This window comes from Klebsiella sp. WOUb02 (genome assembly GCF_050058015.1).
Classification (GTDB): domain Bacteria; phylum Pseudomonadota; class Gammaproteobacteria; order Enterobacterales; family Enterobacteriaceae; genus Klebsiella.
Map to the genome: position 1 here is coordinate 1170358 of NZ_CP170110.1, position 23691 is coordinate 1194048.

16 protein-coding genes and 5 pseudogenes are annotated in these 23691 nt (G+C 60.7%); 13 read left to right on the plus strand and 8 right to left on the minus strand.

Features of this window, described 5'->3' with window-relative positions:
• Positions 1-84: 84 nt before the first annotated feature.
• The 3 genes from ABOC21_RS12490 to ABOC21_RS12500 form a co-directional block, all read right to left on the minus strand.
• Complete coding sequence (locus ABOC21_RS12490) at positions 85-516, minus strand: OsmC family protein (protein WP_426814782.1); 432 nt, start codon at positions 514-516, stop codon at positions 85-87.
• A 77-nt stretch (positions 517-593) separates the two neighbouring features.
• Positions 594-1073 (minus strand): N-acetyltransferase family protein, encoded by a 480-nt coding sequence (locus ABOC21_RS12495; RefSeq protein ID WP_426814783.1) that lies wholly within the window; start codon positions 1071-1073, stop codon positions 594-596.
• 29 nt (positions 1074-1102) lie between these two features.
• Positions 1103-1981 (minus strand): LysR family transcriptional regulator, encoded by an 879-nt coding sequence (locus tag ABOC21_RS12500; protein ID WP_426814784.1) that lies wholly within the window; start codon positions 1979-1981, stop codon positions 1103-1105.
• Positions 1982-2094: 113 nt separating this feature from the next.
• On the opposite strand from ABOC21_RS12500, the gene ABOC21_RS12505 reads away from it, so the two are divergent.
• The 4 genes and pseudogenes from ABOC21_RS12505 to ABOC21_RS12520 all read left to right on the plus strand — a co-directional run bounded on the left by ABOC21_RS12505 (position 2095) and on the right by ABOC21_RS12520 (position 7192).
• Complete coding sequence (locus ABOC21_RS12505; protein ID WP_426815480.1) at positions 2095-2946, plus strand: Vmh family MBL fold metallo-hydrolase; 852 nt, start codon at positions 2095-2097, stop codon at positions 2944-2946.
• A gap of 158 nt (positions 2947-3104) precedes the next feature.
• Positions 3105-3245, plus strand: a complete 141-nt coding sequence (gene sra, locus ABOC21_RS12510) for a stationary-phase-induced ribosome-associated protein (RefSeq protein ID WP_004861775.1) — start codon at positions 3105-3107, stop codon at positions 3243-3245.
• Positions 3246-3417: 172 nt separating this feature from the next.
• Positions 3418-5116, plus strand: a pseudogene (locus tag ABOC21_RS12515) (NAD-dependent malic enzyme).
• A 362-nt stretch (positions 5117-5478) separates the two neighbouring features.
• Positions 5479-7192 (plus strand): annotated as a pseudogene (locus ABOC21_RS12520) (ABC-F family ATP-binding cassette domain-containing protein).
• Between the two features lie 55 nt (positions 7193-7247).
• Here the strand turns inward: ABOC21_RS12520 and ABOC21_RS12525 are convergent.
• Both ABOC21_RS12525 and ABOC21_RS12530 read right to left on the minus strand, forming a co-directional pair.
• Complete coding sequence (locus ABOC21_RS12525; protein ID WP_426814785.1) at positions 7248-7847, minus strand: inorganic diphosphatase; 600 nt, start codon at positions 7845-7847, stop codon at positions 7248-7250.
• Between the two features lie 380 nt (positions 7848-8227).
• The gene (locus tag ABOC21_RS12530) at positions 8228-8797 is read right to left on the minus strand and encodes a hypothetical protein (protein ID WP_426814786.1); all 570 of its coding nucleotides are present in this window, start codon (positions 8795-8797) and stop codon (positions 8228-8230) included.
• Positions 8798-9093: 296 nt separating this feature from the next.
• On the opposite strand from ABOC21_RS12530, the pseudogene ABOC21_RS12535 reads away from it, so the two are divergent.
• The 8 genes and pseudogenes from ABOC21_RS12535 (at position 9094) to ABOC21_RS12570 (ending at position 17880) form a co-directional block, all read left to right on the plus strand.
• Positions 9094-10720 (plus strand): annotated as a pseudogene (locus ABOC21_RS12535) (TIGR04028 family ABC transporter substrate-binding protein).
• 10 nt (positions 10721-10730) lie between these two features.
• Complete coding sequence (locus ABOC21_RS12540; RefSeq protein WP_426814787.1) at positions 10731-11675, plus strand: ABC transporter permease; 945 nt, start codon at positions 10731-10733, stop codon at positions 11673-11675.
• Positions 11672-12523 carry an ABC transporter permease gene (locus ABOC21_RS12545; RefSeq protein ID WP_426814788.1) on the plus strand — a complete coding sequence of 284 codons (852 nt, stop codon included), beginning with the start codon at positions 11672-11674 and terminating at the stop codon, positions 12521-12523. The genes ABOC21_RS12540 and ABOC21_RS12545 overlap by 4 nt, the downstream gene beginning before the upstream one ends.
• A pseudogene (locus ABOC21_RS12550) lies at positions 12520-14125 on the plus strand (dipeptide ABC transporter ATP-binding protein). The gene ABOC21_RS12545 and the pseudogene ABOC21_RS12550 overlap by 4 nt, the downstream one beginning before the upstream one ends.
• Positions 14122-15112: pseudogene (locus ABOC21_RS12555) on the plus strand (putative FMN-dependent luciferase-like monooxygenase). The pseudogenes ABOC21_RS12550 and ABOC21_RS12555 overlap by 4 nt, the downstream one beginning before the upstream one ends.
• Before the next feature lie 9 nt (positions 15113-15121).
• The gene (locus ABOC21_RS12560; protein WP_426814789.1) at positions 15122-16213 is read left to right on the plus strand and encodes an alkylhydroperoxidase domain protein; all 1092 of its coding nucleotides are present in this window, start codon (positions 15122-15124) and stop codon (positions 16211-16213) included.
• Positions 16214-16491: 278 nt separating this feature from the next.
• On the plus strand, positions 16492-17310 hold the full coding sequence (gene ppk2 / locus ABOC21_RS12565; protein ID WP_426814790.1) for a polyphosphate kinase 2: 819 nt from the start codon (positions 16492-16494) through the stop codon (positions 17308-17310).
• A 138-nt stretch (positions 17311-17448) separates the two neighbouring features.
• Positions 17449-17880, plus strand: a complete 432-nt coding sequence (locus ABOC21_RS12570) for a VOC family protein (RefSeq protein WP_426814791.1) — start codon at positions 17449-17451, stop codon at positions 17878-17880.
• Between the two features lie 45 nt (positions 17881-17925).
• Here the strand turns inward: ABOC21_RS12570 and fdnI are convergent, their stop codons facing one another.
• From fdnI to fdnG, 3 genes are read right to left on the minus strand one after another with little or no spacing between them, the layout of a single operon-like run.
• Positions 17926-18582 carry a formate dehydrogenase-N subunit gamma gene (gene fdnI, locus ABOC21_RS12575; protein WP_426815481.1) on the minus strand — a complete coding sequence of 219 codons (657 nt, stop codon included), beginning with the start codon at positions 18580-18582 and terminating at the stop codon, positions 17926-17928.
• Positions 18575-19459 carry a formate dehydrogenase subunit beta gene (fdxH, locus tag ABOC21_RS12580; RefSeq protein WP_426814792.1) on the minus strand — a complete coding sequence of 295 codons (885 nt, stop codon included), beginning with the start codon at positions 19457-19459 and terminating at the stop codon, positions 18575-18577. Before fdxH ends, fdnI begins: the two co-directional genes overlap by 8 nt.
• Positions 19460-19470: 11 nt before the next feature.
• Entirely contained in the window at positions 19471-22518 is a 3048-nt protein-coding gene (gene fdnG, locus ABOC21_RS12585) for a formate dehydrogenase-N subunit alpha (protein ID WP_426814793.1), read from the minus strand.
• A gap of 225 nt (positions 22519-22743) precedes the next feature.
• Between fdnG and yddG the strand changes: the two genes are divergently transcribed.
• Positions 22744-23622: an aromatic amino acid DMT transporter YddG gene (yddG, locus tag ABOC21_RS12590; RefSeq protein ID WP_426814794.1), complete on the plus strand. Its 879-nt coding sequence runs from the start codon at positions 22744-22746 to the stop codon at positions 23620-23622.
• The last annotated feature ends 69 nt before the right edge of the window (positions 23623-23691 follow it).

Below are 23691 nucleotides of genomic sequence, written 5' to 3' on the forward strand. Positions count from 1 at the left end.
CGACGGACTCATTTGCCGGCAGCGGCTTTTAGGCAAAATGCGCGGTGCCCGCAGCTCGCGGGCACGCTGTGGCGGGAAGCGCGTTTACGGATTGAGCTGATAATCCAGGCTCACTTCGGCATTAAGCACCTGTGAAACCGGGCAGCCGGCTTTCGCTTTGTGAATGATGCTTTCGAACGCCGCATCGGCAATACCCGGCAGGACGATCTGGCTCTGGAGCGCCACTTTGGTAATGGCGAAGCCGCCGGCGGATTTATCGAGGGTCACGACGGCGACCGTATCAATCGAGGTTGGCGTATACCCTTCTTCACCGAGCATCAGCGAGAGCGCCATTGAGAAGCAGGCCGCATGGGCCGCGCCGATAAGCTCTTCCGGGTTGGTGCCCTTGACGCCTTCAAAGCGGGTGTTGAAGCCATAAGGTTGCTGGTTCAGCGCCCCGCTCTCCGTTGAGACGGTTCCTTTACCGCTTTTCAGATCCCCTTCCCAGTGCGCTTGACCTTTCTTATGAATTGCCATGGATTCGCTCCTTTTTTGACGTTAAAGGAGTAAGTATAGGAGCGGATGGCGGATTCGGCCTGCGTCATTTTGTCCCGCTACCCGGCGGCGATATTCTTACTCATATTGACGCCGGTGACCCCAAAGCCACTGGCCTCGTACAGGCGGCGAGCGCGCGCGTTATCTCCGGCGACCCGCAGCTTTATCTGCACGAAGCCCTGCTGTCTGAGATCGTTTTCCAGCGCCGCCATCGCCTGCTTGCCCAGCCCCTTCCCCTGACTCGCGGCGTGAATATAAAAGTCGCAAATAAAGACGGAACGCATTTTGGCGTCCGGCTTATACCACAGGTAGCCTACGTGCCGCTCGGCATCGCCGACGCGTTCAATCAGGCAGAGTAACACCTGGCCCGGCGTGCTCGCGCCGTCGGGGAGACTCTCGGCGACCTCCTGCTGCGCCTGAGCGCGGGCGTCCTGAGCGGAAAGTCCGTAGTTATCCGCAATTTCAGCGGCATAATCGGGGATAAAGTAGGCGAGCCAAGCCGCATAGTCGGCCTCCTGCATCGGTCTGAGTATCATCATCGTTCCTGTAGTTAAGATTTCAGCGGAAGCTATCCGTTCAGCCGCTGCTGAATGTCGTCGAGAAACAGCGGCAGCGCGCTGGGCTGGTAGTCGCGTGAGAGATAGAGACCGAAAACGCTCAGCGGCTTCGGCGTCCAGCCCGGCAGGATTGGCTTCAGCACCCCGCTGCTCAGCGCGCGCTGGGCCTCCAGCTCGGGGAGCATGGCGATACCGCAGCCGGCCACCGCCGCCTCCAGCAGCAGGGAGGAGATCCCGGCGCTTAAATTTCCCGATACCGCCACCGCCGCGCTCTCCCCTTCAGGCGAGATAAACTGCCAGGTCTGAGTGGCGAAATGGCTGTAATGCAGGCAGTTGTGCCGGCTCAGGTCGTCAGGCGTCTGCGGCTGCCCGTTCAGCTGCAGCCAGCGCGGCGAGGCGCAGAGCACCGACCGGCAGACCCCCAGCCGGCGGGCGATGGCTCCCGGCTCCGGGTTATCGGTGATGCGGATTGCCACGTCGATGCGTTCGCCGATCAGGCTGACCGGATGGTTGTTGATATCCAGCTCAAGCCGCAGTTGCGGATAGCGGGCAAGAAAATCCGGCAGCAGCGGGGAAATGAGCTGCATGGCGGTAAAGTGGGCGCAGGCCACCCGCAGCGTACCGCTGGGCACCGCCCGCTCGGTCTGCCCGGCAATTTCGTCCGATAGCTGCGTCAGGCTGCGCGTTTTTTGCAGCACCTTCTCCCCGGCGGCGGTAAGCGTTAGCCGGCGCGTGGAGCGGTGGATCAGGCGGCTGCCGGCCCAGTGCTCCATCTGCTCCAGATAGCGGCTGACCATCGGCCGCGACATGCCCAGCGCCCGCGCCGCGGCGCTGAGGCTGCCCAGCTCGCAAATGCGGATATATACCCTGGCGGCGATAATGCGATCCATACGTTGTGTCCATCTGCTCGTTTTATGAAACTCAGCATCTCTTTTTTCAGGAATTTTCGCAAATCGGGAAATGCGTAAAATAGCGTTATTCACCCGACCTTGAGAAAACCATGATGAAACTATCGACCCTTGCCATCGCCACCGCCCTGTTCAGCAGCGCCGCCTTCGCCGCGCCGCTGCAGCTGCAAACCTACAACCCGCAGGATAAAGGGATTTTCGCCGTCAACTCAACGCTGGCCTCCGGCCCTCACGAAGCGGTGCTGTTTGACGCCCAGTTCAGCGTCAAGGACGGCGAGAAGCTGGTTGAGATGATCCGCAAAAACGGCAAGCCGCTGAGCCGAATTGTGATCACCTCCGGCGACCCGGATTTCTACTTCGGCCTTGAACCGCTGGTTAAAGCCTTCCCGCAGGCAAAAATCGTTGCCACGCAGGAAGTGGTGAATCACATTAACGCCACCAAGGCCGCGAAGCTGGCCTACTGGGGCCCGCAGATGAAAGACGGCGCCCCGCAGCAGGTCTATGCTCCGCAGGTCATTGAATCCAGCACCTTTACCATCGACGGCGAGAAGGTCGAAATCCGCGAGCCGAACGGCTACGCCGCCTTCGTGTGGATCCCGGGTAACAAGGCCATTCTGGGCGGGACCGGCGTCGCCTGGGACATGCACGTCTGGACCGCCGATACCCAGACCGCCGAAAGCCGCCTGCAGTGGCGCAAAACCCTCGACGATATGGCCGCACTGCGCCCGCAGCAGGTAATTCCGGGGCACTATCTCGGCACGCCGCCGGCGGGCGACCGCGCGATCCTCTTTACCCGCGACTATCTGCAGCAGTTTGAGCAGGCGCTGAAGAACCATAAAGATTCAGCCGGCGTGATTAAAGAGATGAAGCAGCGCTGGCCGAAGCTGGCGGAAGAGAGCTCGCTGGAGCTGAGCGCGAAGGTAAACACCGGCGAGATGAAGTGGTAGGCGCAGACTGCTCCTAATCCGCGAAGGCGAGGTTGCCATTGGTGAAAATATAGCCCACCATAGATAGCGCGGTTCGGTTAACGGGCCGCCGTTAGGGTTACATTTCGTCCGGTTTCGCCGGGCTTGTCCTTGAAACAGAAGTGGATTAAGGAGTAAGAATGAAATCGAACCATCAGGCACGTCATCTTCTCGGTCTGAACTATAAGCTGTCCCAGCAGAAAAAAGTGGTGCTGGACGGCGATGTGGAAACCACCATCAACCACGCGCATGCCACCGGACGCAAACGCCGCGCCGGCTAATTTCTCGACTGAGTGATGATAAAAACACCGTCCTTTTGCCAGGATGGTGTTTTTTTAGCACTATCTCCCCTCTTTGACAGCAACTGCTCTATACTCTGCCCGCAGCATTCCCCGCCAGCCCGCTCGTCTATCGCCGCGCCGGGCCTGAAGCGATTATCAAGGAGTTAGTGCGATGCAATTCACCCATAAAAAAAACCGTTCCCTGTACATCCCCTACGCGGGTCCCGTCCTGCTTGAGTTTCCGCTTCTCAATAAAGGTAGCGCCTTCAGTAGCGAAGAGCGCAGCAGCTTCAACCTGCTGGGCCTGCTGCCGGAAGTTGTCGAAACCATCGAAGAGCAGGCCGAGCGCGCGTGGATCCAGTATCAGGGGTTCAAAACCGAGATCGATAAGCACATTTACCTGCGCAACATCCAGGACACCAACGAAACGCTCTTTTATCGCCTGATTGGCAACCATCTTGAAGAGATGATGCCGGTTATCTATACCCCAACGGTCGGCGCCGCCTGCGAACGCTTCTCCGAGATCTACCGTCGCGCCCGGGGCGTATTTATCTCCTACCAGAACCGACATAACCTCGACGATATCCTGCAAAACGTGCCTAACCACAACGTTAAGGTGATCGTGGTCACCGACGGCGAGCGAATCCTCGGCCTCGGCGACCAGGGCATCGGCGGGATGGGGATCCCTATCGGGAAGCTGTCGCTGTACACCACCTGCGGCGGCATCAGCCCGGCCTATACCCTGCCGGTGGTGCTGGACGTCGGAACCAACAATCAGCAGCTGCTCGACGACCCGCTGTATATGGGCTGGCGTCACCCGCGCATTACCGATGACGAGTACTATCAGTTCGTTGATGACGTTATCCAGGCTATTAAGCATCGCTGGCCGGACGTGCTGCTGCAGTTTGAAGATTTTGCGCAGAAGAACGCCATGCCGCTGCTTAACCGCTACCGGAATGAAATCTGCTCGTTCAACGATGATATCCAGGGCACCGCTTCGGTCACCGTGGGTACGCTGATCGCCGCCAGCCGCGGCGCCGGCAGCCAGCTGAGCGAACAGAAAATTGTCTTCCTCGGCGCCGGTTCCGCCGGCTGCGGGATCGCCGAGCAGATCGTCGCCCAGATCCAGCGCGAAGGCCTCAGCGAGGAAGCCGCACGCCAGCGCGTCTTTATGGTCGATCGCTTCGGCCTGCTGACCGACGCGATGCCGAACCTGCTGCCGTTCCAGAGCAAGCTGGTACAGAAGCGGGACAACCTGCAGCAGTGGGATACCACCAGCGACGTCCTCTCTCTGCTGGACGTGGTGCGCAACGTCAAGCCCGACATTCTGATCGGCGTTTCCGGCCAGCCGGGGCTATTCACCGAAGAGATTATTCGCGAGATGCATAAGCACTGCCCGCGGCCGATCGTGATGCCGCTGTCGAATCCCACTTCCCGGGTGGAAGCGACGCCGCAGAACATTCTCAGGCTGGACCGACGGCGAAGCGCTGGTCGCCACCGGCAGCCCGTTTGCGCCGGTGACGCTGAAAGGCAAGCAGTACGTGATTGCCCAGTGCAATAACTCCTACATCTTCCCCGGAATTGGTCTCGGAGTGATCGCCTCCGGCGCCTCGCGGGTCACCGATGATATGCTGATGGCCGCCAGCGAAACGTTGGCGAAGCACTCGCCGCTGGTGAACAACGGCGAAGGCCCGGTGCTGCCGGAGCTGAAGGATATTCAGACCGTGTCGCGCGCCATCGCCTTTGCGGTAGGTAAAGTCGCCCAGGAGCAGGGCGTGGCGGTGAAAACCTCCGCTGAGGCGCTGCTCCAGTCGATAAACGATAACTTCTGGCAGCCGGAGTATCGCAACTACCGCCGGACGTCGATTTAAGCGCGATTCGTCGGCACAAGCCATCTGAATCACGGCAAACGCGGCGGGCCTCAACGGGCCCGCTTTTTTGTCCCATCCCCCCATTTTTAGCCGCTGGCTAAATCCGCGTTCTCCCCCTACACTGCCTGCACCCATCAACTAACTGAATAAAAAAGGAGGATCCCATGCCGTACTGTGAAATGTTTAATTTTTCACATACATTTGGCGATCGTACCCCCTCAAGCGTTATCGGTATCGTGCTGCGATAACTTTAGCTTGAGCGAAGAAACCAAACCTTAGTCCCCTTCCCTCGGGCTTACCGGGTTATCGTCAGCGATGTTTGACGAGGCATTCTCATGCCTGTAACTCTTGAGTAAGTCACAATGAGCACACTCTTAACCGCACAATCTCTGTACGTTGAAACGCCGTTTGACCCGTTATTCAACGATCTCTCCTTTACCCTCAAAAAAGGCGACCGCATTGGCCTGATGGGCTACAACGGCTGCGGGAAAAGTACCCTACTGCAGGTACTCGACGGCACGCTTACGCCCAACTCCGGCCAGGTGGCGCTGGCTAACCACTGCCTGATGGCCAGGGTGGAGCAGCATCTGCCGCAGGCGCTATTGGCGCAATCGCTGGTGCAGGCGGTACTGGCTCGCCTACCCGCGGCGGATCGGGAAAACCATCGCTGGCAGGCGGAGCGTCTGCTGGCGGAAATGGGCTTTGACGCCGGCAGCTTTGGGCAGCAGGCGGCCACCCTCAGCGGCGGTCAGCACACCCGTCTGCTGCTGGCGCGGGCTCTGATCCAGCAGCCTGACCTGCTGCTGCTTGACGAGCCCGGCAACCATCTCGATCTGCCGACCCTGCTGTGGCTGGAAAGCTTCCTGCAAACCTGGCAGGGGAGCTTCGTGGTGGTGTCGCACGACAACCTCTTACTGGATGCTGTAACTAATACCAGTTGGATCCTCCGCGACAACGCCCTGCACGCCTTCTCTCTCCCCTGCAGCGCGGCTCGCCGGGCGCTGCAGGAGCAGGATGAAAGCGACGCCCTGCGCCATAAGGCCGAGCAAAAGGAGATCGACCGCGTCACCGCCAGCGCCAGGCGCCTGGCCACCTGGGGACAGGTCTATGACAACGAAGATCTCGCGCGCAAAGCCAAACAGATGGAAAAACAGGTGCTGCGTCTGCAGGAGAGCCAAACCAGCGTGACCGCAGGAACGCCGTGGAGTCTGGCGCTGCACGGCGACGCGGTGCAGGCCGACCGATTGCTGGAGATGGAAGGACTGCCGGTGCCGCCGGCGCCGGGGCTGCCTCCCCTGTTCACCACCGGGCTGGCGCGGCTGAAAAGCGGCGATCGGGTCGCCATCATGGGGCACAACGGCGGCGGAAAATCGTCGCTGCTGCGCCTGCTGTGGCGACAGCTGCAGCAGCCGGCACCGGACGCCGGGCTACGTCTGCATCCCCGCCTTAATCCGGGCTACTATGACCAGACGCTGCAGCAGCTGGACGATAATCACAGCCTGCTGGAGGCGCTTGAAGCCTTCGCTCCGGGGCCGGAGGCGCGGAAACGCGCGCTGATTTCCGCCGGCTTCGGCTGGGCCCGTCACGGTCAGAAGGTCAGCACTCTGAGCGGAGGCGAACGCTCCCGGCTGCTGTTTGTCGGTCTGTCGCTGGCGCGCTATAGCCTGCTGCTGTTAGATGAGCCCACCAACCATCTTGATATGGAAGGCAAAGAGGCGCTGGCGGCTACGCTGCGCGACTATCCCGGCGGCCTGCTGCTGGTGAGCCATGACCGTCAGACTGATCGCCAGCAGCTGTAACCGCTTCTGGCTTATCGACGACCAGGGCCTTAGCGAATGGCACGATGTGGACGAGGTCTATGCCCGGCTACGTAACGTTACCGGCCATTGCGAACGGCCGACGCGGGCGCCGGAGGCGGTGATGCGCGTAGAGGAGAGCGATGCGCTGCTGGAACGGCTGATTAGCCTCGAACGGCGCCTGGCTGAAGATATGGCGCGCAAGCCGAAGCATCAAAAACCGCAGCAGCAGGCGCAGTGGCGTAAGGAGATCGCAGACATCAATGCCAAACTGAGTTAGACGCAAACCCGCCCGGCCCGCGGCGTCAAGCCCGGGCCGGGCTTCCTTTAGCTGGTTACTGCGGCTTTTTCGCTTTCCAGGCATCCCATGCCTGTTTAATTTCCTGTTTCGCCGTCTCGGCATCGTTAAAACCGTTCAGTTCGACCTTTTTGCGGCCATCCGGCAGCTGCTTATAGACCCGGAAGAAGGCCTGCAGACGCTCCTGCTCAATTTTCGGCAGATCGCTGATGTTCTTGATATCGTCATAGGTCGGGTCAATTTTGCTGGCCGGCACGGCGATGATTTTATCGTCCTTCTCACCGCCATCGATCATCTTCAGCACGCCAATCGCCCGCAGCTTAATCAAGGTGCCGGGCGCCATCGGCGCGCGGGTATAGAACACGACATCAAGCGGATCGCCATCGCCGGCCAGCGACTGGGTCAGCGAGCCGTAGTTGGCCGGGTAGGCCACCGGCATCGACTGGAAACGATCGGCGATGATAAACCCGGTTTTGGCGTCGGTTTCATATTTGATAATGCCGCCGGTCGGAATTTCGGTAACCGCATAAAATTCTTCCGGATTGTTTTCCGGCTGCGGGAAATCCAGCACGTTATCGGCCTGAGCGGCGGCGGAGAAGAGCAGCGTTGCGGCGAGGATGTTTTTTACCAGATGCATTGGGTATCACTCTGTTGTTATAGGAAATTGTCCGCTAACAGCCTGCCGCTGGGCCATGAAAGGAGTATGACCAATTGATGTCATAAATATTAACAGCCATAACATTGCCAAAATAACGATATTTTTGCTATAGGCCAATATTTACACGGCATATTTAACTAGTAAATATGCATTAAACGGTATGAAGATTAACCCTTAGTAAGGGTTATTCATAGAGAACGCGACGTAATTTGTCCTTTATATCAAGGAGAAAACATGAGAGCAGCCGTTGTCACTCGCGATCATCAGGTCACTGTAATGGAAAAAACGCTGCGCCCCTGCAACATGCAGCGCTGCTGAATTTACGCTTCTCGCCAAACGAGGAGAGGCGTAAATTCACGCTAAACGCACGGCCCGGTCGCGCAGCCGTACATCATGTACAGCGGGAACAGCGGCACCAGCGGGATCAGCGCGATGGTTCCGAGGGTAGAAAGAGTTTGCGTCCGATCGTTGATCGACACCACCACCGGGCTGGCGAGTCGCCAGGACTCTTCAAGCTCGTTTGGATTCCCCGCCGTCCAGTAGCCGCTCGCCTTAAACAACACGCCGAGATGTTCACTATCCAGCGCCGTCGCTTTATATTCATTGGTTAATATCGTCTGCTGCGCCGCGTCCAGTTTACGCTTATCGAGCACCACCAGATATTCCGCCACCACCTCATGTTGTTTAACCGCAAAGTTTACCCGCACCCCCGCGGCGACTTTATTAAAAGGCTGGTAGAAGGTGTTATAGCGCTGATACTCCTGCGGGGCGCCGTCCCGATAAAACCGATAGGTGTATTTATTGGACACCGCAATAATACCGGCCGAGATCGGCTTAACTTTCGTTATAGTATCGGTCGGCGGTAAATTCGGCGCCGCGGTGCAGCCGGTCAATACTAACACCGCCAGCCCCAGTAAATATTTCAGCATTACCCTTTTCTCTTGTAGCGACATTCATTTGTCAGCCATTAATTTATCAACCTTAAGTATCATCTCAATCTTTTTATCACATTATGAGATTAGTGCCAGCCGAAAAAAAATTAACCCGGCGCCAGGGCGTGCCACGAGAGAATTCCTCAAGTTAGTGACTGCCGTCAACGCAGGCGTAGTTTGAATTATCCCAGGTATTAATGCTTTTTATGCACATGCTTAGCGCAATTCCTTTGTTCCTTTGTCAATAGCCGCGCCCGATGATGACAACACAATAGATAACAAAGGAATTCACCATGCAAAGCCGTTTTCGCCTGCCCGCGCTGGCAGCACTCTTTTTATCAGGCGCCTTTTCAGCCTGGGCCGCCGATACGCCGGTTAAAGGCAGGCGGCACCCTGATTTATCTTGAGCAGCAGCCGCACACCAACCTTTATCCCCCCGCCGGGGGCTTCTATCCTAACGGCGGGATCCTCAACCAGATCACCGATAAGCTGACCTGGCAGAACCCCAAAACCTTAGCGGTCGAGCCGTGGATCGCCGAGAGCTGGAGCACTAACGCCGACAAAACCGAATATACCTTCAGGCTGCGTCCCGGCGTCACCTTCTCCGACGGCACCCCGCTGGACGCCAACGCGGTCGCGAAAAACTTCGATACCTACGGACTGGGGGATAAGGCCCACCGCCTGCCGGTCTCGGAGGTGATCAACAACTACGATCGTAGCGAGGTCATCGACCCGCTGACGGTAAAGTTCTATTTCAAAAAGCCCTCCCCCGGCTTCCTGCAGGGCACGGCGACCATCGGCTCCGGGCTGGTGTCGCTTAGCACGCTGCAGCGCAACTTCGAAGAGCTCGGCGATGCGCGTAATATTATCGGCTCCGGCCCGTTCAGCGTTAAAGATGAAAAACCGGGCCGCGAGCTAACGCTGGTAGCCCGCAAAGATTACCGCTGGGGGCCGAAAAACCTGCCGCAGCAGGGGCCGGCGAACCTCGACGGCATTACCTTTATCGTCACCCCGGAAGATAGCGTGCGCATCGGCGCGCTGCTGGCGGGCCAGGCCGACTTTATCCGCCAGGTTCAGGCCTACGATGAAAAGCAGGCCACCGACCAGGGCTTTACGATCTACGCCGCGCCGACTCGCGGAGTAAACGATAGCCTGAGCTTCCGTCCTGATAATCCGCTGATTTCCGATCTGCGCGTTCGCCAGGCGCTGCTGCATGCCACCAACGCGAAGCAGGTCGTCGAGACGCTGTTTTCCGCCAACTACCCGCAGGCCACCTCGGCCATCGCCAGCTCGGCGGCGGGCTATGTCAACCTCAGCGACAGGCTAACCTTCGACCCGACGAAGGCCAACGCCCTGCTGGACGAAGCGGGCTGGAAGACGGCCGCCGACGGTATTCGGGCCAAAGATGGCCAGCGGCTGGCGCTGACGGTCTACGAATCGCTGCCGCAGCCGCAAAATAAAGAGGTGCTGCAGCTGGTTGCTCAACAGTGGCGGCAGGTCGGCGTGGCGCTCAGCGTCAAGGCCGGAGACGCCGGCAGCCGGACCCTCGATAATCTCGATCCGCTGAAAACGCCGCTCACCGTTTCCGAGGTCGGTCGCGCCGACCCGGACGTGGTGAAAAGCATGTTCTTCCCCGGCAACCGCGATGCTCTGCTGCAAAAAGGCGGCTCCAGCGACAAGGTGCAGAGCTTCCGCGACGATAAGCTCAACGCCCTGCTCACCGCCATCTCCGCCGAAGTTGATGCGCAAAAGCGCCTGCAGCTCACCGGCGACGCCCAGCGCTATCTGCTGGATAACGCCTACGTGATCCCGATCTTTGAAGAGCCGCAGGTGTTTGCCGGGGCGAAATGGGTGAAAGGCGTCAGTTTTGAAGCGGTTGGCCGCCCGTCGTTCTACGGCGCGTGGCTCGACAAGCGTTAAGGAGCCGACGATGAGCCGCTATCTTCTAAGCCGGCTAGGCCAGGGGTTACTGGTGCTGTGGGCGGCGTTCACTCTCTCCTTCGTGCTGCTGCAGGTTCTACCGGGCGATGCGGTGCTGATCAAGTTCCAGAATCCGGATCTTGGCCTCAGCCCGGCGCAAATTGCCGAAATGCGCCTCGCCTACGGCGCCGATAGCCCGCTGTGGCGACAGTATGTGCACAGCCTGCTGGCGATGCTGCGCGGAGATTTTGGCTACTCGCTGCAGGCGGGGATCGCGGTCAACGCCCTGCTCGCCAGCAATCTTTCGCAAACCCTGAGCCTCGCGTTTCCGGCCTTTATCGCGGCGATCGCGCTGGCGTTTACCCTCGCCTTCGCCGCGCGGCTGCCGGAACTACGTTGGCTGAGCAACGCCCTGCAATCGCTGCCGGTGCTGTTTATCTCCCTGCCCACCTTCTGGCTCGGCATCGCCCTGATTCAGCTGTTCTCCTTCCAGCTGCGCTGGATCCCGGTGATCAACCCCAGCCCGCTACAGGGGCTGATTCTGCCGATTATTGCCGTGGCGGTGCCGATCTCCGCGCCGCTGGCGCAGATTCTGCTGCGCAGCATGGACCAGGTTGCCGCGCAGCCCTTTGTTGCCGTCGCCCGGGCCAAAGGGATGAGCGAAACCGGCGTGCTGTGGCGGCACGTCATCGGTAACGCCCTGCTGCCGGTACTGAACATCGCCGGCCTGCTGCTCGGCGAACTGATTGCCGGGGCGCTGATTACCGAAACCGTATTTGGCCGCGGCGGCCTCGGGCAGCTAACCCAGCAGGCGGTGAATAATCAGGATATCGCCGTGCTGCAGGCGGTGGTGATGATCTCGGCCCTCGGCTTCGTGCTGATTAACCTGCTGGTCGATCTGCTGATGCCGCTGTTCGACCCGCGTTTGAAACCGCTTGCCGGAGGTGCTGCATGAGCCTGGTCGACTACGCGATAGCCGCTCGCCGCCGGACGTCAAGCTGGCGCAGCCTGCGCCTGCAGCCGGGGCTGTGGCTGGCCTGGGCGACGATCGTTACCGCCGCGCTGCTGGCCGTCGCGCCGCAGCTTTTTACCTCCTGGAATCCGCTGGAAGGGATACCCGGCGCCCAGCGCCTGGCGCCGCAGGCCGGGCACTGGCTCGGTACCGACCAGCTGGGTCGCGACCTGTGGGCGCGGATTGTTTACGGCGCCGCGCACTCCCTCAGCGCGGCGCTGGCGGCGGTGGCCATCGGGCTGATCGTCGGCAGCGCGCTCGGCACCCTTGCCGGGGCCGCCGCCGGACGCGTGGAGTCGGTGGTGATGCGGCTGGTTGACGTTCTGCTGGCGATCCCTTCGCTGCTGCTGTCGCTGACGGTGATCATTCTCCTCGGCTTCGGCACCGTCAACGCCGCGGTGGCGGTTGGCGTCGCGGCGATTGCCAGCTTTGCCCGCCTGGCGCGGGCGGAGGTGGTTCGCGTACGCCATAGCGATTACGTCGAGGCGGCTTACGGCAGCGGCGGGACCTTCTTCGCCGTCTTCTGGCGGCATATTCTGCCGAATTCGCTGACCGCGGTGCTGGCCTTCGCCACCCTGCAGTTCGGCCAGGCGATCCTCGCGCTCTCCACCCTGAGCTTCCTCGGCTACGGCACTCCGCCCCCGGTCCCGGAATGGGGGCTGCTGATTGCCGAAGGGCGCAACTATCTTGCAACCGCCTGGTGGCTGACCACCTTCCCCGGCGTGGCGGTAGTGGCGGTAGTGCTCGCCGCCAACCGCATCAGCCGTCAATTTAGCGGAGAACGCGCATGAACGTATTAAGCGTCGAAAACCTGCGCATCAGCTACCGTAGCGGGCAGCAGTGGCGCGAGGTGGTGCATGGCATCAGCTTTAGCATCAGGCGCGGCGAAATGCTGGCGTTTGTCGGCGAGTCCGGCTCCGGCAAGAGCACCACCGCCCAGGCGATTATCGGCCTGCTGGCGGATAACGCTCGCCGCGACGGCGGACGGATCGTCATTAACGCCGAGGATATCAGCGGCTGGTCGGCAAAGCGGCTCGATAGCCTGCGCGGCGCGCGCATCAGCCTGGTGCCCCAGGATCCCGGCAACTCGCTGAACCCGGTGCAGACCATCGGCGCACAGGTCGGAGAGATCCTGCGCCTGCATCAAAAGCACAGCGCCGCCGAGCGCAAGAATCAGGTGCTGGCGCTGCTGGAGAAAGTCGGCCTGAGCCATCCCGAACAGCGCTTTAACCAGTACCCGCACCAGCTCTCCGGCGGCATGAAGCAGCGGGTGCTGATCGCCATAGCCATCGCCCTGAAGCCCGATTTAATCATTGCCGACGAGCCCACCAGCGCCCTCGACGTCACGGTACAAAAGCGCATTCTCGATCTGCTCGATACCCTGCGCCGGGAATCCGGCACCGCGGTGCTGTTCGTCACCCACGATCTGGCGCTGGCGGCACAGCGCGCCGACCGCCTGCTGGTGTTTCGCCACGGCGACATTCAGGAGCACGGCGCGACGGCCGAGGTGATCCGCGCCCCGCAGCACGCCTACACCCGCCAGCTGCTCAGCGACCTGCAGGGGCAAAACCTGACTATCGCCCCGACGGGCGGACGCGGGCTGGCGACGCCGGCCATTCGTCTCGAAGGCGTCAGCAAGCGCTTTTCGCTGGGCCATTCGTATCTGCAGGCGCTGGATAGCGTGAGCTTTGCGGTGCGGCGCGGCAGCACCCACGCGCTGGTCGGCGAATCCGGTTCAGGGAAAACCACCCTCGCGCGGATCCTGCTCGGCTTTGAGCGCGCCGATAGCGGCGAGATTGCCATTGACGGCATCAACGCCGGACATTTAAGCCGCGAAGCGCAGCGCCAGCTGCGGCGCAAAATTCAGTTCGTCTATCAAAATCCGTTCGCCTCCCTCGACCCACGGCAGACGCTGCAGGAAATTATCGAGGAGCCGCTGAAGAACTTTGACCGACTCAGCCCGCCCCAGCGGCGCGCCCGCGTCGAGGCGGTTGCCGCCAGGGTGGCCCTCGCCCCCGAGCTGCTGGCGCGAACCGCCCGCGAGCTCTCCGGCGGCCAGCGCCAGCGGGTGGCTATTGCCCGCGCGCTGGTGCTGGAGCCGACCATTCTGGTGCTGGATGAAGCCACCTCGGCGCTCGACGTCACGGTGCAGGCGCAAATTCTGGCCCTGCTGCAGCAGCTCCAGCAGCAGACTGGGGCTGACCTATCTGTTTATTACCCACGATCTGGCCACGGTGCGCCGCATCGCCCACAGCGTGACGGTCCTGCGCGCCGGCCAGGTAGTCGAACACGGTGAGGTTAGCCGCCTGTTCGCCGCGCCGCAGCACGATTACACCCGCGAACTTATCGCCGCTATTCCCCACTTTTCCACCTCAAGCAAGGAGGTTGCATGACGCGTAAACGTCTGGGCTTTTTCACCCGTCTGCTGGACGACGCGGCGCCGAAGGAGCGCTACCGCCTGGCGACCGAACAGATCCGCCACGCCGAACGTCTTGGCTTCGATAGCGCGTGGATTGCGCAGCACCATTTCCATGAGCATGAGGGCGGCCTGCCGTCGCCGCTGGTGTTTCTCGCCCATGCCGCCGCGCATACCGAGCGTATTCGCCTTGGCACCGCCATCATTACCCTGCCGATGGAAAATCCGCTGCGCGTCGCCGAAGACGCGGCGGTGCTGGATCTGCTCGCGGACGGACGGCTTGAAGTGGGCTTTGGTTCGGGCGGCACGGCGACCTCCTTTTTACCGTTTGGCTTAACCAGCGAACGGCGGGCGGAGGTGTTTGCCGAGCACCTGCATCTGATCCACAGCGCCTGGCGCGGCGATTCGCTGGCCCATCCGGATAACCATCTCTACCCGCCGGCGCCGCAGCTCGCCGAACGCATATGGATTGCGACGTTTTCCGCCGAAGGGGCGATCCGCGCGGGCCAGGCCGGTCACGGGCTGATGCTCTCCCGCACCCAGCCGCGCCCCGTCGGCCAGCCGCGGCTGCCGCTGGACGCCATCCAGAATCCGATTATTGACGCCTATCTCAACGCGCTGCCGGCCGGCGTTGCGCCGCGGATCCTCGCCTCACGCACCGCGTTTATTGCCGACAGCCGGCAGTACGCCCTGCAGGTGGCGGAGCCGGGCCTGCGTCGTCAGGCGGCGGCGCACCGCGCTGCCGGACATCAGCTTATTGGTGACACCGTCACCGATTATCTCTCTCGAGCTGGATGCGCACGTCGGCGATGTCGAGCAGGTGCAGGCTTCGCTGGCGCAGGATAGCGTGCTGGCGCGGGTGACCGATATTTCGTTCCAGGTCCACTCCGTTGAGCCGGCGCATCGCGACACGCTGCGTTCCATTGAGCTGATCGCTCAGCATATTGCCCCGCAACTACAGTAAGGAGTCACCATGATACTGAGTCAGGATATTTTGGCTGAGCTGGCCGATATTGCCCCGGATTCCGCATTGGCCGAGGCCCGCGCGGTACGCGAGGCGGCCACCCGCCATGCCCAGGGCAGCTATGAAACGCTGTTCGGCCAGCAGGAGGAGGACTTCCCCCTGAGCGAGCGCTTTGCGGTCGCGGCGAAGGTGGCCAAGCTGCACCAGGCCGACGCCCTCGCCGCCCACTACGCCGGATTTGGCCTCGCCGACCCGACCTCGCCGCGGCTGATCCCGGCGCTGGGGTTTGCCCGCCTGCTGACCTTTACCCCGATCGAGGCCACGCCGTCGGCGCTGCAGGCGTTAACCCACGCCGGCTGGAGCCTGCGGGCGGTGGTCACCCTCGCCCAGCTGATCGCCTTTGTGAGTTTCCAGAGCCGACTGATCGCCGGACTGCGGCTGCTCAACGGTAAGCCGGCGGCCAGCGCGGAGACGCCGGTGGTTGCCGGTTTCTGGCATACCGCGCCGCAGACGGTCAGCGGTAAGCGCGCGCCGGTGCGCTTCACCCGCGATGAGCTGAGCTGGGAGCCGTGGATCGCCGCCAGGCCGCTGGACGAATTCAGCCCGGACGAACAGGCCATTCTGGCGAAATATGGCCACAGCGACTCGCCCTACTTTCGCCTGCTGGCCCGCAACCAGCCGCTGCTGGAGCAGCGCACGCTAACCGATAAAGGTATTTTCTATACGCCGGGCGGACTGCCGCGCGCCGAAAGGGAGCTGGCGGCGACGGTGGCCAGCAAAGTTAACGGCTGTATCTATTGCGCGTCGGTGCACGCCCGCAAGGCGGCCCAGCTGGCAAAAGAGGAGACGGCGGTGGAAACCCTGCTGGCGGTAACGCCGGGCGATAATCTCAGCGACGGCCAGTCGGCGCGCTGGCAGGCGGAAATTGATTTTGCCGCCGCGGTCTCGGTCACCCCGTCGGCGCTCGGCCCCGGTCATCTGGCCGCCGTTGAACGCCAGGGGCTAGATACCCTCGCCCAGCTCGACCTGCTGCAATCCGCGGCATTTTTCGCCTGGGCCAATCGCCTGATGCTCACCCTCGGCGAGCCGTTTACGGATTAAACCTTCGGCGCCGCGCCGGAAGCGGCGCGCGGCGGCCAGCGCAATCGAATTCCAGCCAAAGCCCAACGTCAGCATCATTCCCCCGCCCGGCAGCAGCGCCGCCGGTTGACGAGCGCCGAAGATAAACATCAGCAACATTCGACAGCGGCAGGCCAGCTCCTCAGCCGCTGAATAAACGGACGGCGCGGAGAATGAATATTTTCCGCCGCCCGCTGGCGCGGTTATTACACTTCATAGTAGAGCGCTTAACCCGGCGCTGTCGACGACGGAGAAGAGCCATGGGAAACAAGAAAAAGAGCAAGACCAGCGATCGCGCCGGTAAAACCGAGCCGCTCGGCGAAAAAGAGTATCAAAAGGCGCTGCGCAAGCTGCACGTAGAGCTGGTCAAGCTGCAGCTGTGGGTCGTCAGCCAGGGGCTGAAGGTCTGCATCGTGTTTGAGGGGCGCGACGGCGCCGGGAAAGGCGGCACCATCAAGGCCATCACCGAGCGGGTCAGCCCGCGCGTGTTTCGGGTTGTCGCCCTGCCGGCGCCCACCGAGCGCGAAAAGAGCCAGCTCTACTATCAGCGCTATATTCCCTTTTTACCCGCTGCCGGAGAGATAGTGATCTTCGACCGCAGCTGGTACAACCGCGCCGGCGTCGAGCGGGTGATGGGCTTTTGTACCCCCGAACAGACCGACAAATTCCTCGAAGGCGCGCCGATGGTCGAACGGGCCATGGTGGAATCGGGGATCATCTTGCTGAAATACTGGCTTGAAGTTACCCCGGAGGAGCAGGAGCGCCGCCTGCGCGACCGCATCAACGACGGACGCAAAATCTGGAAGCTGTCGCCAATGGACATCAAGTCGTTTAACCGCTGGGACGACTACACCGCCGCCCGGGACGCGATGTTCGCCGCCACCGATACCGCCTGGGCGCCGTGGTTTGTCGCCCGTTCGGAGGAGAAGAAGCGCGTTCGCCTGAATATCATTACCCACCTGCTGGCGCAGATCCCCTACAAGAACCCGCATATCGAGCCGGTTAAATTGCCCAAACACAAAACGGGCAAGGCCAAATCCATCGAATACCCCTTCCGTTTTATCAAGGAACACTTCTAGCAACTCCCGCACCGGCGGGAGCCTCTCCACAACTACCCGTAATGGCGGGCACAAATGGCACAATCCGCGCTTTACCTCAGGTTAACCTGAGGTATTACCGTTGTCGGCAGAGCAAAACAACCAAACAGGAGCAGCGCTATGCAGGAAGTAGACAGCGGTTTTACCCACGTAGCCTTTATGGTTCGCGATCTGCAAAAGAGTATCGATTTTTATAGCCGCTACGCCGCGATGCAGGTGATCCACCGACGTTCGCCCGATCTGCCCTCCGCCCGCCACGTGGCGTGGCTGAGCGACCGCACCCGCCCGTTCGCGCTGGTGCTGGTGCAGACGGATAGCCACACCGATACCCCGCTTGGGCCGTTCGGCCATCTCGGGGTCGCGTGCGCGACGCGGCAGGAGATCGATGAAAAAACCGCGATGGCGCGTCGGGAGGGGGTGCTGCGCAGCGAGCCTGAACAGCTCGGCGAGCCGGTAGGCTACTACGTGTTCTTCGCCGATCCGGATGGCAATACCCTTGAACTCTCTTACGGCCAGCGCGTGGGGCTGGAGGTCATGCGCGGCGAAGGCTAAAAATGGCGCGACATCGGTCGCGCCATCCACAATTCAGCGGCAGGCCTATTTCATCCCCTGCGAACTCTCTTGCTTCGCTTCCAGACGTTCGACATCGCGGTACCAGCGCGGGTGGTGCTTTTTCGCCCAGCGGCGGCTCACCTTGCCTTCAACCATGCCCTTAATCGACCCTTTCACACAGAACGCCATATACATATGGATCAGGATGGCGTGGATCAGCACAATCGCCGACGCCGCGTGGATCAGCAAGCCGTAGCGAATGACCTGAATCGGGAAATAGTGGGCAAAGTACGGCCGCCAGATAATCACCCCGCTCACCAGCAGCACAAAAATCATGCTCATAATGGTCCAGAACATCATCTTCTGCCCGGCGTTATATTTCCCGACCCGCGCCACCTTGTGCTCGTTGCCTTTCAGTACCTCAACGATGCCCTTCAGCCACGGAATATCCTGCCGGTCGGGGATGTTGTGGTGCACAAAACGGACGAACATAAACATCAGGGCGATAAAAATCACCACCCCGAAGAAGGGATGCAGGATGCGCCCCATCTGCGGCGTGCCGAAGGTTTCCGTCAGCCACTGCAAGGTCGGGAAAAAGAACGCGATCCCGGATAGCGAAACCAGAAAGAAGCAGATAACCACCGTCCAGTGACAGGCGCGGTCGATAAACTTCGTGCGCACAATCATCTTCGATTTACTCATCATGTTGCTCCTCATCGTCATCCACTTCCTTGTTCGGCCCGATCCCGATGTAGTGATAGATCAGCCCGGCAAAGGTGGCGACAAAGCCCAGTGCCGAAAGCGGCTTCAGCGCCCCTTTCCACAGATTGATGCTGGTATCGATTGTCGGGTCATTCGGCAGCTTGTGGTACAGCTCCGGCTGATCGGCGTGATGCAGTACGTACATCACATGCGTGCCGCCGACGCCCGGTGGGTTGTACACCCCGGCGTGCGGATAGCCGCGCGCCTTCAGCTTGTTGACCCGCTCCTGCGCCACCTCCAGCATCTCTTTCTTACTGCCGAAATGGATAGCGCCGGTCGGACAGGTTTTTACGCACGCCGGCTCCTGGCCGACGCTAACGCGGTCAACGCACAGCGTGCATTTACAGACCCGGTTATCCTCTTGATTGAGGCGCGGGACGTTAAACGGACAGCCGGCGATGCAGTAGCCGCAGCCGATGCAGTTCTCCTGCTGGAAGTCGACGATGCCGTTCGCGTACTGAATAATCGCCCCGGCGGAGGGGCAGGCCTTCAGGCAGCCCGGATCTTCGCAGTGCATGCAGCCGTCTTTACGGATCAGCCACTCCAGCCTGCCGTTCTGTTCGGTTTCGCTAAAGCGCATCACCGTCCAGGATTTAGCGCTGAGATCCGCCGGGTTATCGTAAACCCCGACGCAGTGCCCCACTTCATCGCGGATATCGTTCCACTCGGAACAGGCCACCTGGCAGGCTTTGCAGCCCACGCAGGATGAGACATCGATAAGCTTGGCGACTTCCGCCTTAAAGTCCCGCGCGCGGGGCGCGGGAGTCATAGGGTTAGTCGCGGAGCGTTTAATAACGTCCTGTGTTTCCATCGCCATTGAATCGCCCCTTACGCTTTCTCGATGTTGACCAGAAACGCCTTATACTCCGGCGTTTGCGAGTTGGAATCGCCGACGTTCGGCGTCAGGGTATTGGCGATGTAGCCCTTACGGGCCACCCCTTCAAAACCCCAGTGCAGCGGAATTCCGACGGTTTCCACCTGCTGGCCGTTGACGTTGAGGGTCCGCAGGCGACGGGTCACCACCGCCACCGCGCGAATAAAGCCGCGCATGCTGCTGACCGTCACGCGATCGCCGTTGGCAATCCCCTTGGCTTTCGCCAGCCCCTCGCTGATTTCGACGAACTGTTCCGGCTGCGCGATGGCGTTAAGCCGCGCGTGCTTGGTCCAGGTGTGGAAGTGCTCGGTCAGGCGATAGGTGGTGCCGACGTACGGGAACCTCTCTTTCTTACCTAAGCGCACGGCATCCTCTTCGTACAGACGCACCACCGGACTGGAGATAACGTTCGGGTGCAGCGGGTTGGTGCCCAGCGGCGTCTCCATCGGCTCGTAGTGCTCGGGGAACGGACCTTCCGCCAGCTTATCCAGCGCAAACAGCCGGCCGAGGCCCTCCTGCTGCATGATAAACGGACCGGTTTTGCTCCCCGGCGGCGCGGTGTTGAAGTCCGGAATGTCGTTACCGACCCACTTAGCGCCGTTCCACTGGATCAGCATCCGTTTCGCATCCCACGGCCTGCCGTTGATATCCGCCGACGCGCGGTTATAGAGCACGCGGCGATTCAGCGGCCACGCCCACGCCCAGCCCAGCGTGTTGCCAAGGCCCGACGGGTCGGCGTTGTCGCGGTTGGCCATCTGGTTGCCCTCCCCGGTCCAGCTGCCGGTATAAATCCAGCATGAGGATGAGGTTGAACCGTCATCGCGCAGCTGCGCGAAGCTGCTAAGCAGCTGGCCTTTTTTCGCCACCAGCGCGCCGCTGGCGTCGTAGAGATCCGCCAGCGCGTAGCCGTTGTTCTCCTTCGCCACCTCTTCCGATTCCGGGTGGTCCGGCCGTTTGTAGTTCCAGCCCATGTTCAGCAGCGGCTCGGCGCCCCTACCGCCCTCGGCACGGTACATTTCGCGCAGACGGTGGTAGATACCGGCGAGGATTTCGCCGTCGTTGCGCGCTTCGCCCGGCGCATCCTGGCCTTTCCAGTGCCACTGCAGCCAGCGTCCGGAGTTGGCGATGGAGCCATCCTCTTCGGCAAAGCAGGTGGACGGCAGGCGGAAGACTTCGGTCTGGATCGCCGCCGGGTCGACGTCGTTGGACTCGCCGTGGTTCTGCCAGAAGACGGAGGTTTCGGTGACCAGCGGATCGATAACCACCATGTACTTCAGCTTGCTGAGGCTGCGCACCACCTTGTTTTTGTCCGGGAAGGACGCCACCGGGTTAAAGCCCTGGCAGATGTAGCCGTTAACTTTGCCGCTATCCATCATGTTGAAGTATTTGATGACGTCGTAGGCCTGATCCCATTTCGGTAACCAGTTAAAACCCCAGTCGTTCTCTTTGCGCGCCGCGTCGCCGTAGAAGGATTTCATCAGGCTGACGAAGAATTTAGGGTAGTTACCCCAGTAGTTCACCTGCTCATCCAGCGTCGCTTTTGGCGTGTTGGCCTGCAGGTAGCTTTGCAGATCCGTCTGCTTTTCCGACGGCAGCGTCAGATAGCCGCTCAGGTTGGTCGACAGCAGCCCAAGGTCGGTCAGCCCCTGGATATTGGAGTGTCCGCGCAGGGCGTTCACTCCGCCCCCCGCCATCCCCATATTGCCGAGCAGCAGCTGGATCATCGCCATAGTGCGGATGTTCTGCGCCCCGACGGTATGCTGCGTCCAGCCCAGCGCGTAGAGGAAGGTGGTGGTGCGATCCGCCGCGCTGGTGGAGGCCAGCACTTCGCACACCTTGAGGAAGTCCGCTTTCGGCGTCCCGCAGATGTTCTCCACCACGTCCGGCGTATAGCGGGAGACGTGCTGTTTCAGCAGGTTCCAGACGCAGCGCGGGTGGGTCAGGGTTTCATCGCGTTTCGCAAAACCGTGTTCATCAAACTGGTAGTTCCAGGAGGACTTATCGTACTGGCGTTTTTCAGCGTCATAGCCGCTGAACAGGCCGCCATCGAAGGCAAAATCATCGCGCACCAGCAGGTTGGCGTTGGTGTAGTGCCTGACGTATTCGGCGTTAATTTTGTTGTTTTCAATCAGGTACAGCAGCACCCCAGACAGGAAGGTGATGTCGGTGCCCGAGCGGATCGGCGCATAGATATCGGCCACCGATGCCGTACGCGTAAAGCGCGGATCGACGACGATAAGCGTCGCATCGTTGTTGTTCTTCGCTTCTAACGCCCAGCGGAATCCCACCGGATGCGCTTCGGCGGCGTTGCCGCCCATGACCATCACCACGTTGGCGTTTTTGATATCCACCCAGTGGTTGGTCATCGCACCGCGACCAAATGTTGGAGCAAGACTTGCTACCGTTGGTCCGTGTCAGACGCGCGCCTGGTTGTCTACCGCCAGCATGCCGAGAGAGCGCACAAACTTCTGCGTCAGCATGCCGGTTTCATTACTCGCCGCGGATGCGCACAGCATCCCGGTGGAAAGCCAGCGGTTAACCGTTACGCCCTGCTCGTTGTTCTCAATAAAGTTGGCGTCACGGTCGGCTTTCATTAATTTGGCAATGCGCTCGAAGGCGACATCCCACGAAATACGCTGCCATCGGTCGGAACCCGGCGCGCGATATTGCGGGTAGCGCAGGCGGTTTTCGCTGTGCACGTAGTCCAGCAGACCGGCCCCTTTCGGGCACAGCGCGCCGCGGCTCACCGGATGATCCGGGTCGCCTTCGATATGATAAATCGCTTCTTTCGCGTTCTTCGCGCCGTCGCCCAGGCTATACATTAATAGCCCGCAGCCCACGGAGCAGTATGTGCAGGTGTTGCGGATCTCTTTGGCGCGCAATAGCTTGTAGTTACGCGCCTGAGCCAGCGCCGTTTTGGGTGCGAAACCCAGGGCAGCAGCTGTTGTTCCGGCCATACCGCCTGCGCAGATTTTGAAAAACTTTCTGCGGCTGACGTCCATTGATTTTCTCCATGCAGGAATTTTGTTCATTGCGGGGGGCAAACTAACAGCAATGACCCTGTTTTTATTGCGTCAAATCAATGTCGAAAACGCTCGCCCCCTTAATAGTCAGACCTTGCGAGTTTAATTACCTCCAAGGTATTAAAAACCAGCGAAAATATCGGTCCGGAGGAATAGAAAAGTGTTATAAATCGAAGCTGAATGTGGATTGGCGTCAGGTTTAAAATGGAAAAGAAGAAGGCAACATTAACCGGGCTGGCGGCTATTGTGCTGTGGAGCACGATGGTCGGTTTGATCCGCGGGGTGAGCGAAGGGTTAGGCCCGGTGGGCGGCGCGGCAATGATCTATAGCCTGAGCGGTATTTTGCTGGTGTTTACCGTCGGTTTCCCGCAGCTGCGGCAGATCCCGCGCCCCTATTTACTGGCCGGCAGCCTGCTGTTCGTCAGCTATGAAATCTGCCTCGCGCTTTCGCTGGGCTTTGCCGGCACCCGCCAGCAGGCGATCGAAGTGGGTATGGTCAACTATCTGTGGCCCAGCCTGACGATTTTATTCGCCATTCTCTTTAATCAGCAGAAAAGCACCTGGCTGGTTATTCCCGGCTTATTTATTGCGCTGTTTGGCGTCGTCTGGGTATTAGGCGGCGAGCACGGCCTGAATAGCGATGAAATTATCGGTAACGTCGTCTCCAGCCCCCTGAGCTATATTCTGGCGTTCGTCGGCGCCTTTATCTGGGCGGCCTACTGCACGGTGACCGCCAAATATGCGAAGGGCAAAAACGGCATCACCCTGTTCGTATTATTAACGGCGCTGACCCTGTGGCTGAAATTCCTGTTCAGCGCGCAGCCGCCAATGGTCTTTAGCTGGCCGGTGGTTATCAAGCTGGTGATGGTCGCGGTGGCGCTGGGGCTGGCCTATGCCGCGTGGAACGTGGGAATTCTGCACGGCAACGTCAGCCTGCTGGCGGCAGCATCGTACTTTACGCCGGTGCTCTCGTCGGCGCTGGCGGCGGTGCTGCTGAGCGCGTCCCTCTCGTGGTCGTTCTGGCAGGGCGCCGGCATGGTATGCGCCGGCTCCCTGCTCTGCTGGTATGCGACCCGCCGCTAGCCACCCCGCTGGCGGCGCTCAACGTTGGCGTACCTGCGGCGCGGCAGGCGCCGGGCCGCAGCGGTTCTC

Excerpts from the sequence above, each read along its gene's own strand:
- ABOC21_RS12490 (WP_426814782.1), bottom strand. The coding sequence starts at position 516 with ATGGCAATTCATAAGAAAGGTCAAGCGCACTGGGAAGGGGATCTGAAA.
- ABOC21_RS12495 (WP_426814783.1), bottom strand. The coding sequence starts at position 1,073 with ATGATGATACTCAGACCGATGCAGGAGGCCGACTATGCGGCTTGGCTC.
- ABOC21_RS12500 (WP_426814784.1), bottom strand. The coding sequence starts at position 1,981 with ATGGATCGCATTATCGCCGCCAGGGTATATATCCGCATTTGCGAGCTG.
- ABOC21_RS12505 (WP_426815480.1), top strand. The coding sequence starts at position 2,095 with ATGAAACTATCGACCCTTGCCATCGCCACCGCCCTGTTCAGCAGCGCC.
- sra (WP_004861775.1), top strand. The coding sequence starts at position 3,105 with ATGAAATCGAACCATCAGGCACGTCATCTTCTCGGTCTGAACTATAAG.
- ABOC21_RS12525 (WP_426814785.1), bottom strand. The coding sequence starts at position 7,847 with ATGCATCTGGTAAAAAACATCCTCGCCGCAACGCTGCTCTTCTCCGCC.
- ABOC21_RS12530 (WP_426814786.1), bottom strand. The coding sequence starts at position 8,797 with ATGCTGAAATATTTACTGGGGCTGGCGGTGTTAGTATTGACCGGCTGC.
- ABOC21_RS12540 (WP_426814787.1), top strand. The coding sequence starts at position 10,731 with ATGAGCCGCTATCTTCTAAGCCGGCTAGGCCAGGGGTTACTGGTGCTG.
- ABOC21_RS12545 (WP_426814788.1), top strand. The coding sequence starts at position 11,672 with ATGAGCCTGGTCGACTACGCGATAGCCGCTCGCCGCCGGACGTCAAGC.
- ABOC21_RS12560 (WP_426814789.1), top strand. The coding sequence starts at position 15,122 with ATGATACTGAGTCAGGATATTTTGGCTGAGCTGGCCGATATTGCCCCG.
- ppk2 (WP_426814790.1), top strand. The coding sequence starts at position 16,492 with ATGGGAAACAAGAAAAAGAGCAAGACCAGCGATCGCGCCGGTAAAACC.
- ABOC21_RS12570 (WP_426814791.1), top strand. The coding sequence starts at position 17,449 with ATGCAGGAAGTAGACAGCGGTTTTACCCACGTAGCCTTTATGGTTCGC.
- fdnI (WP_426815481.1), bottom strand. The coding sequence starts at position 18,582 with ATGAGTAAATCGAAGATGATTGTGCGCACGAAGTTTATCGACCGCGCC.
- fdxH (WP_426814792.1), bottom strand. The coding sequence starts at position 19,459 with ATGGCGATGGAAACACAGGACGTTATTAAACGCTCCGCGACTAACCCT.
- yddG (WP_426814794.1), top strand. The coding sequence starts at position 22,744 with ATGGAAAAGAAGAAGGCAACATTAACCGGGCTGGCGGCTATTGTGCTG.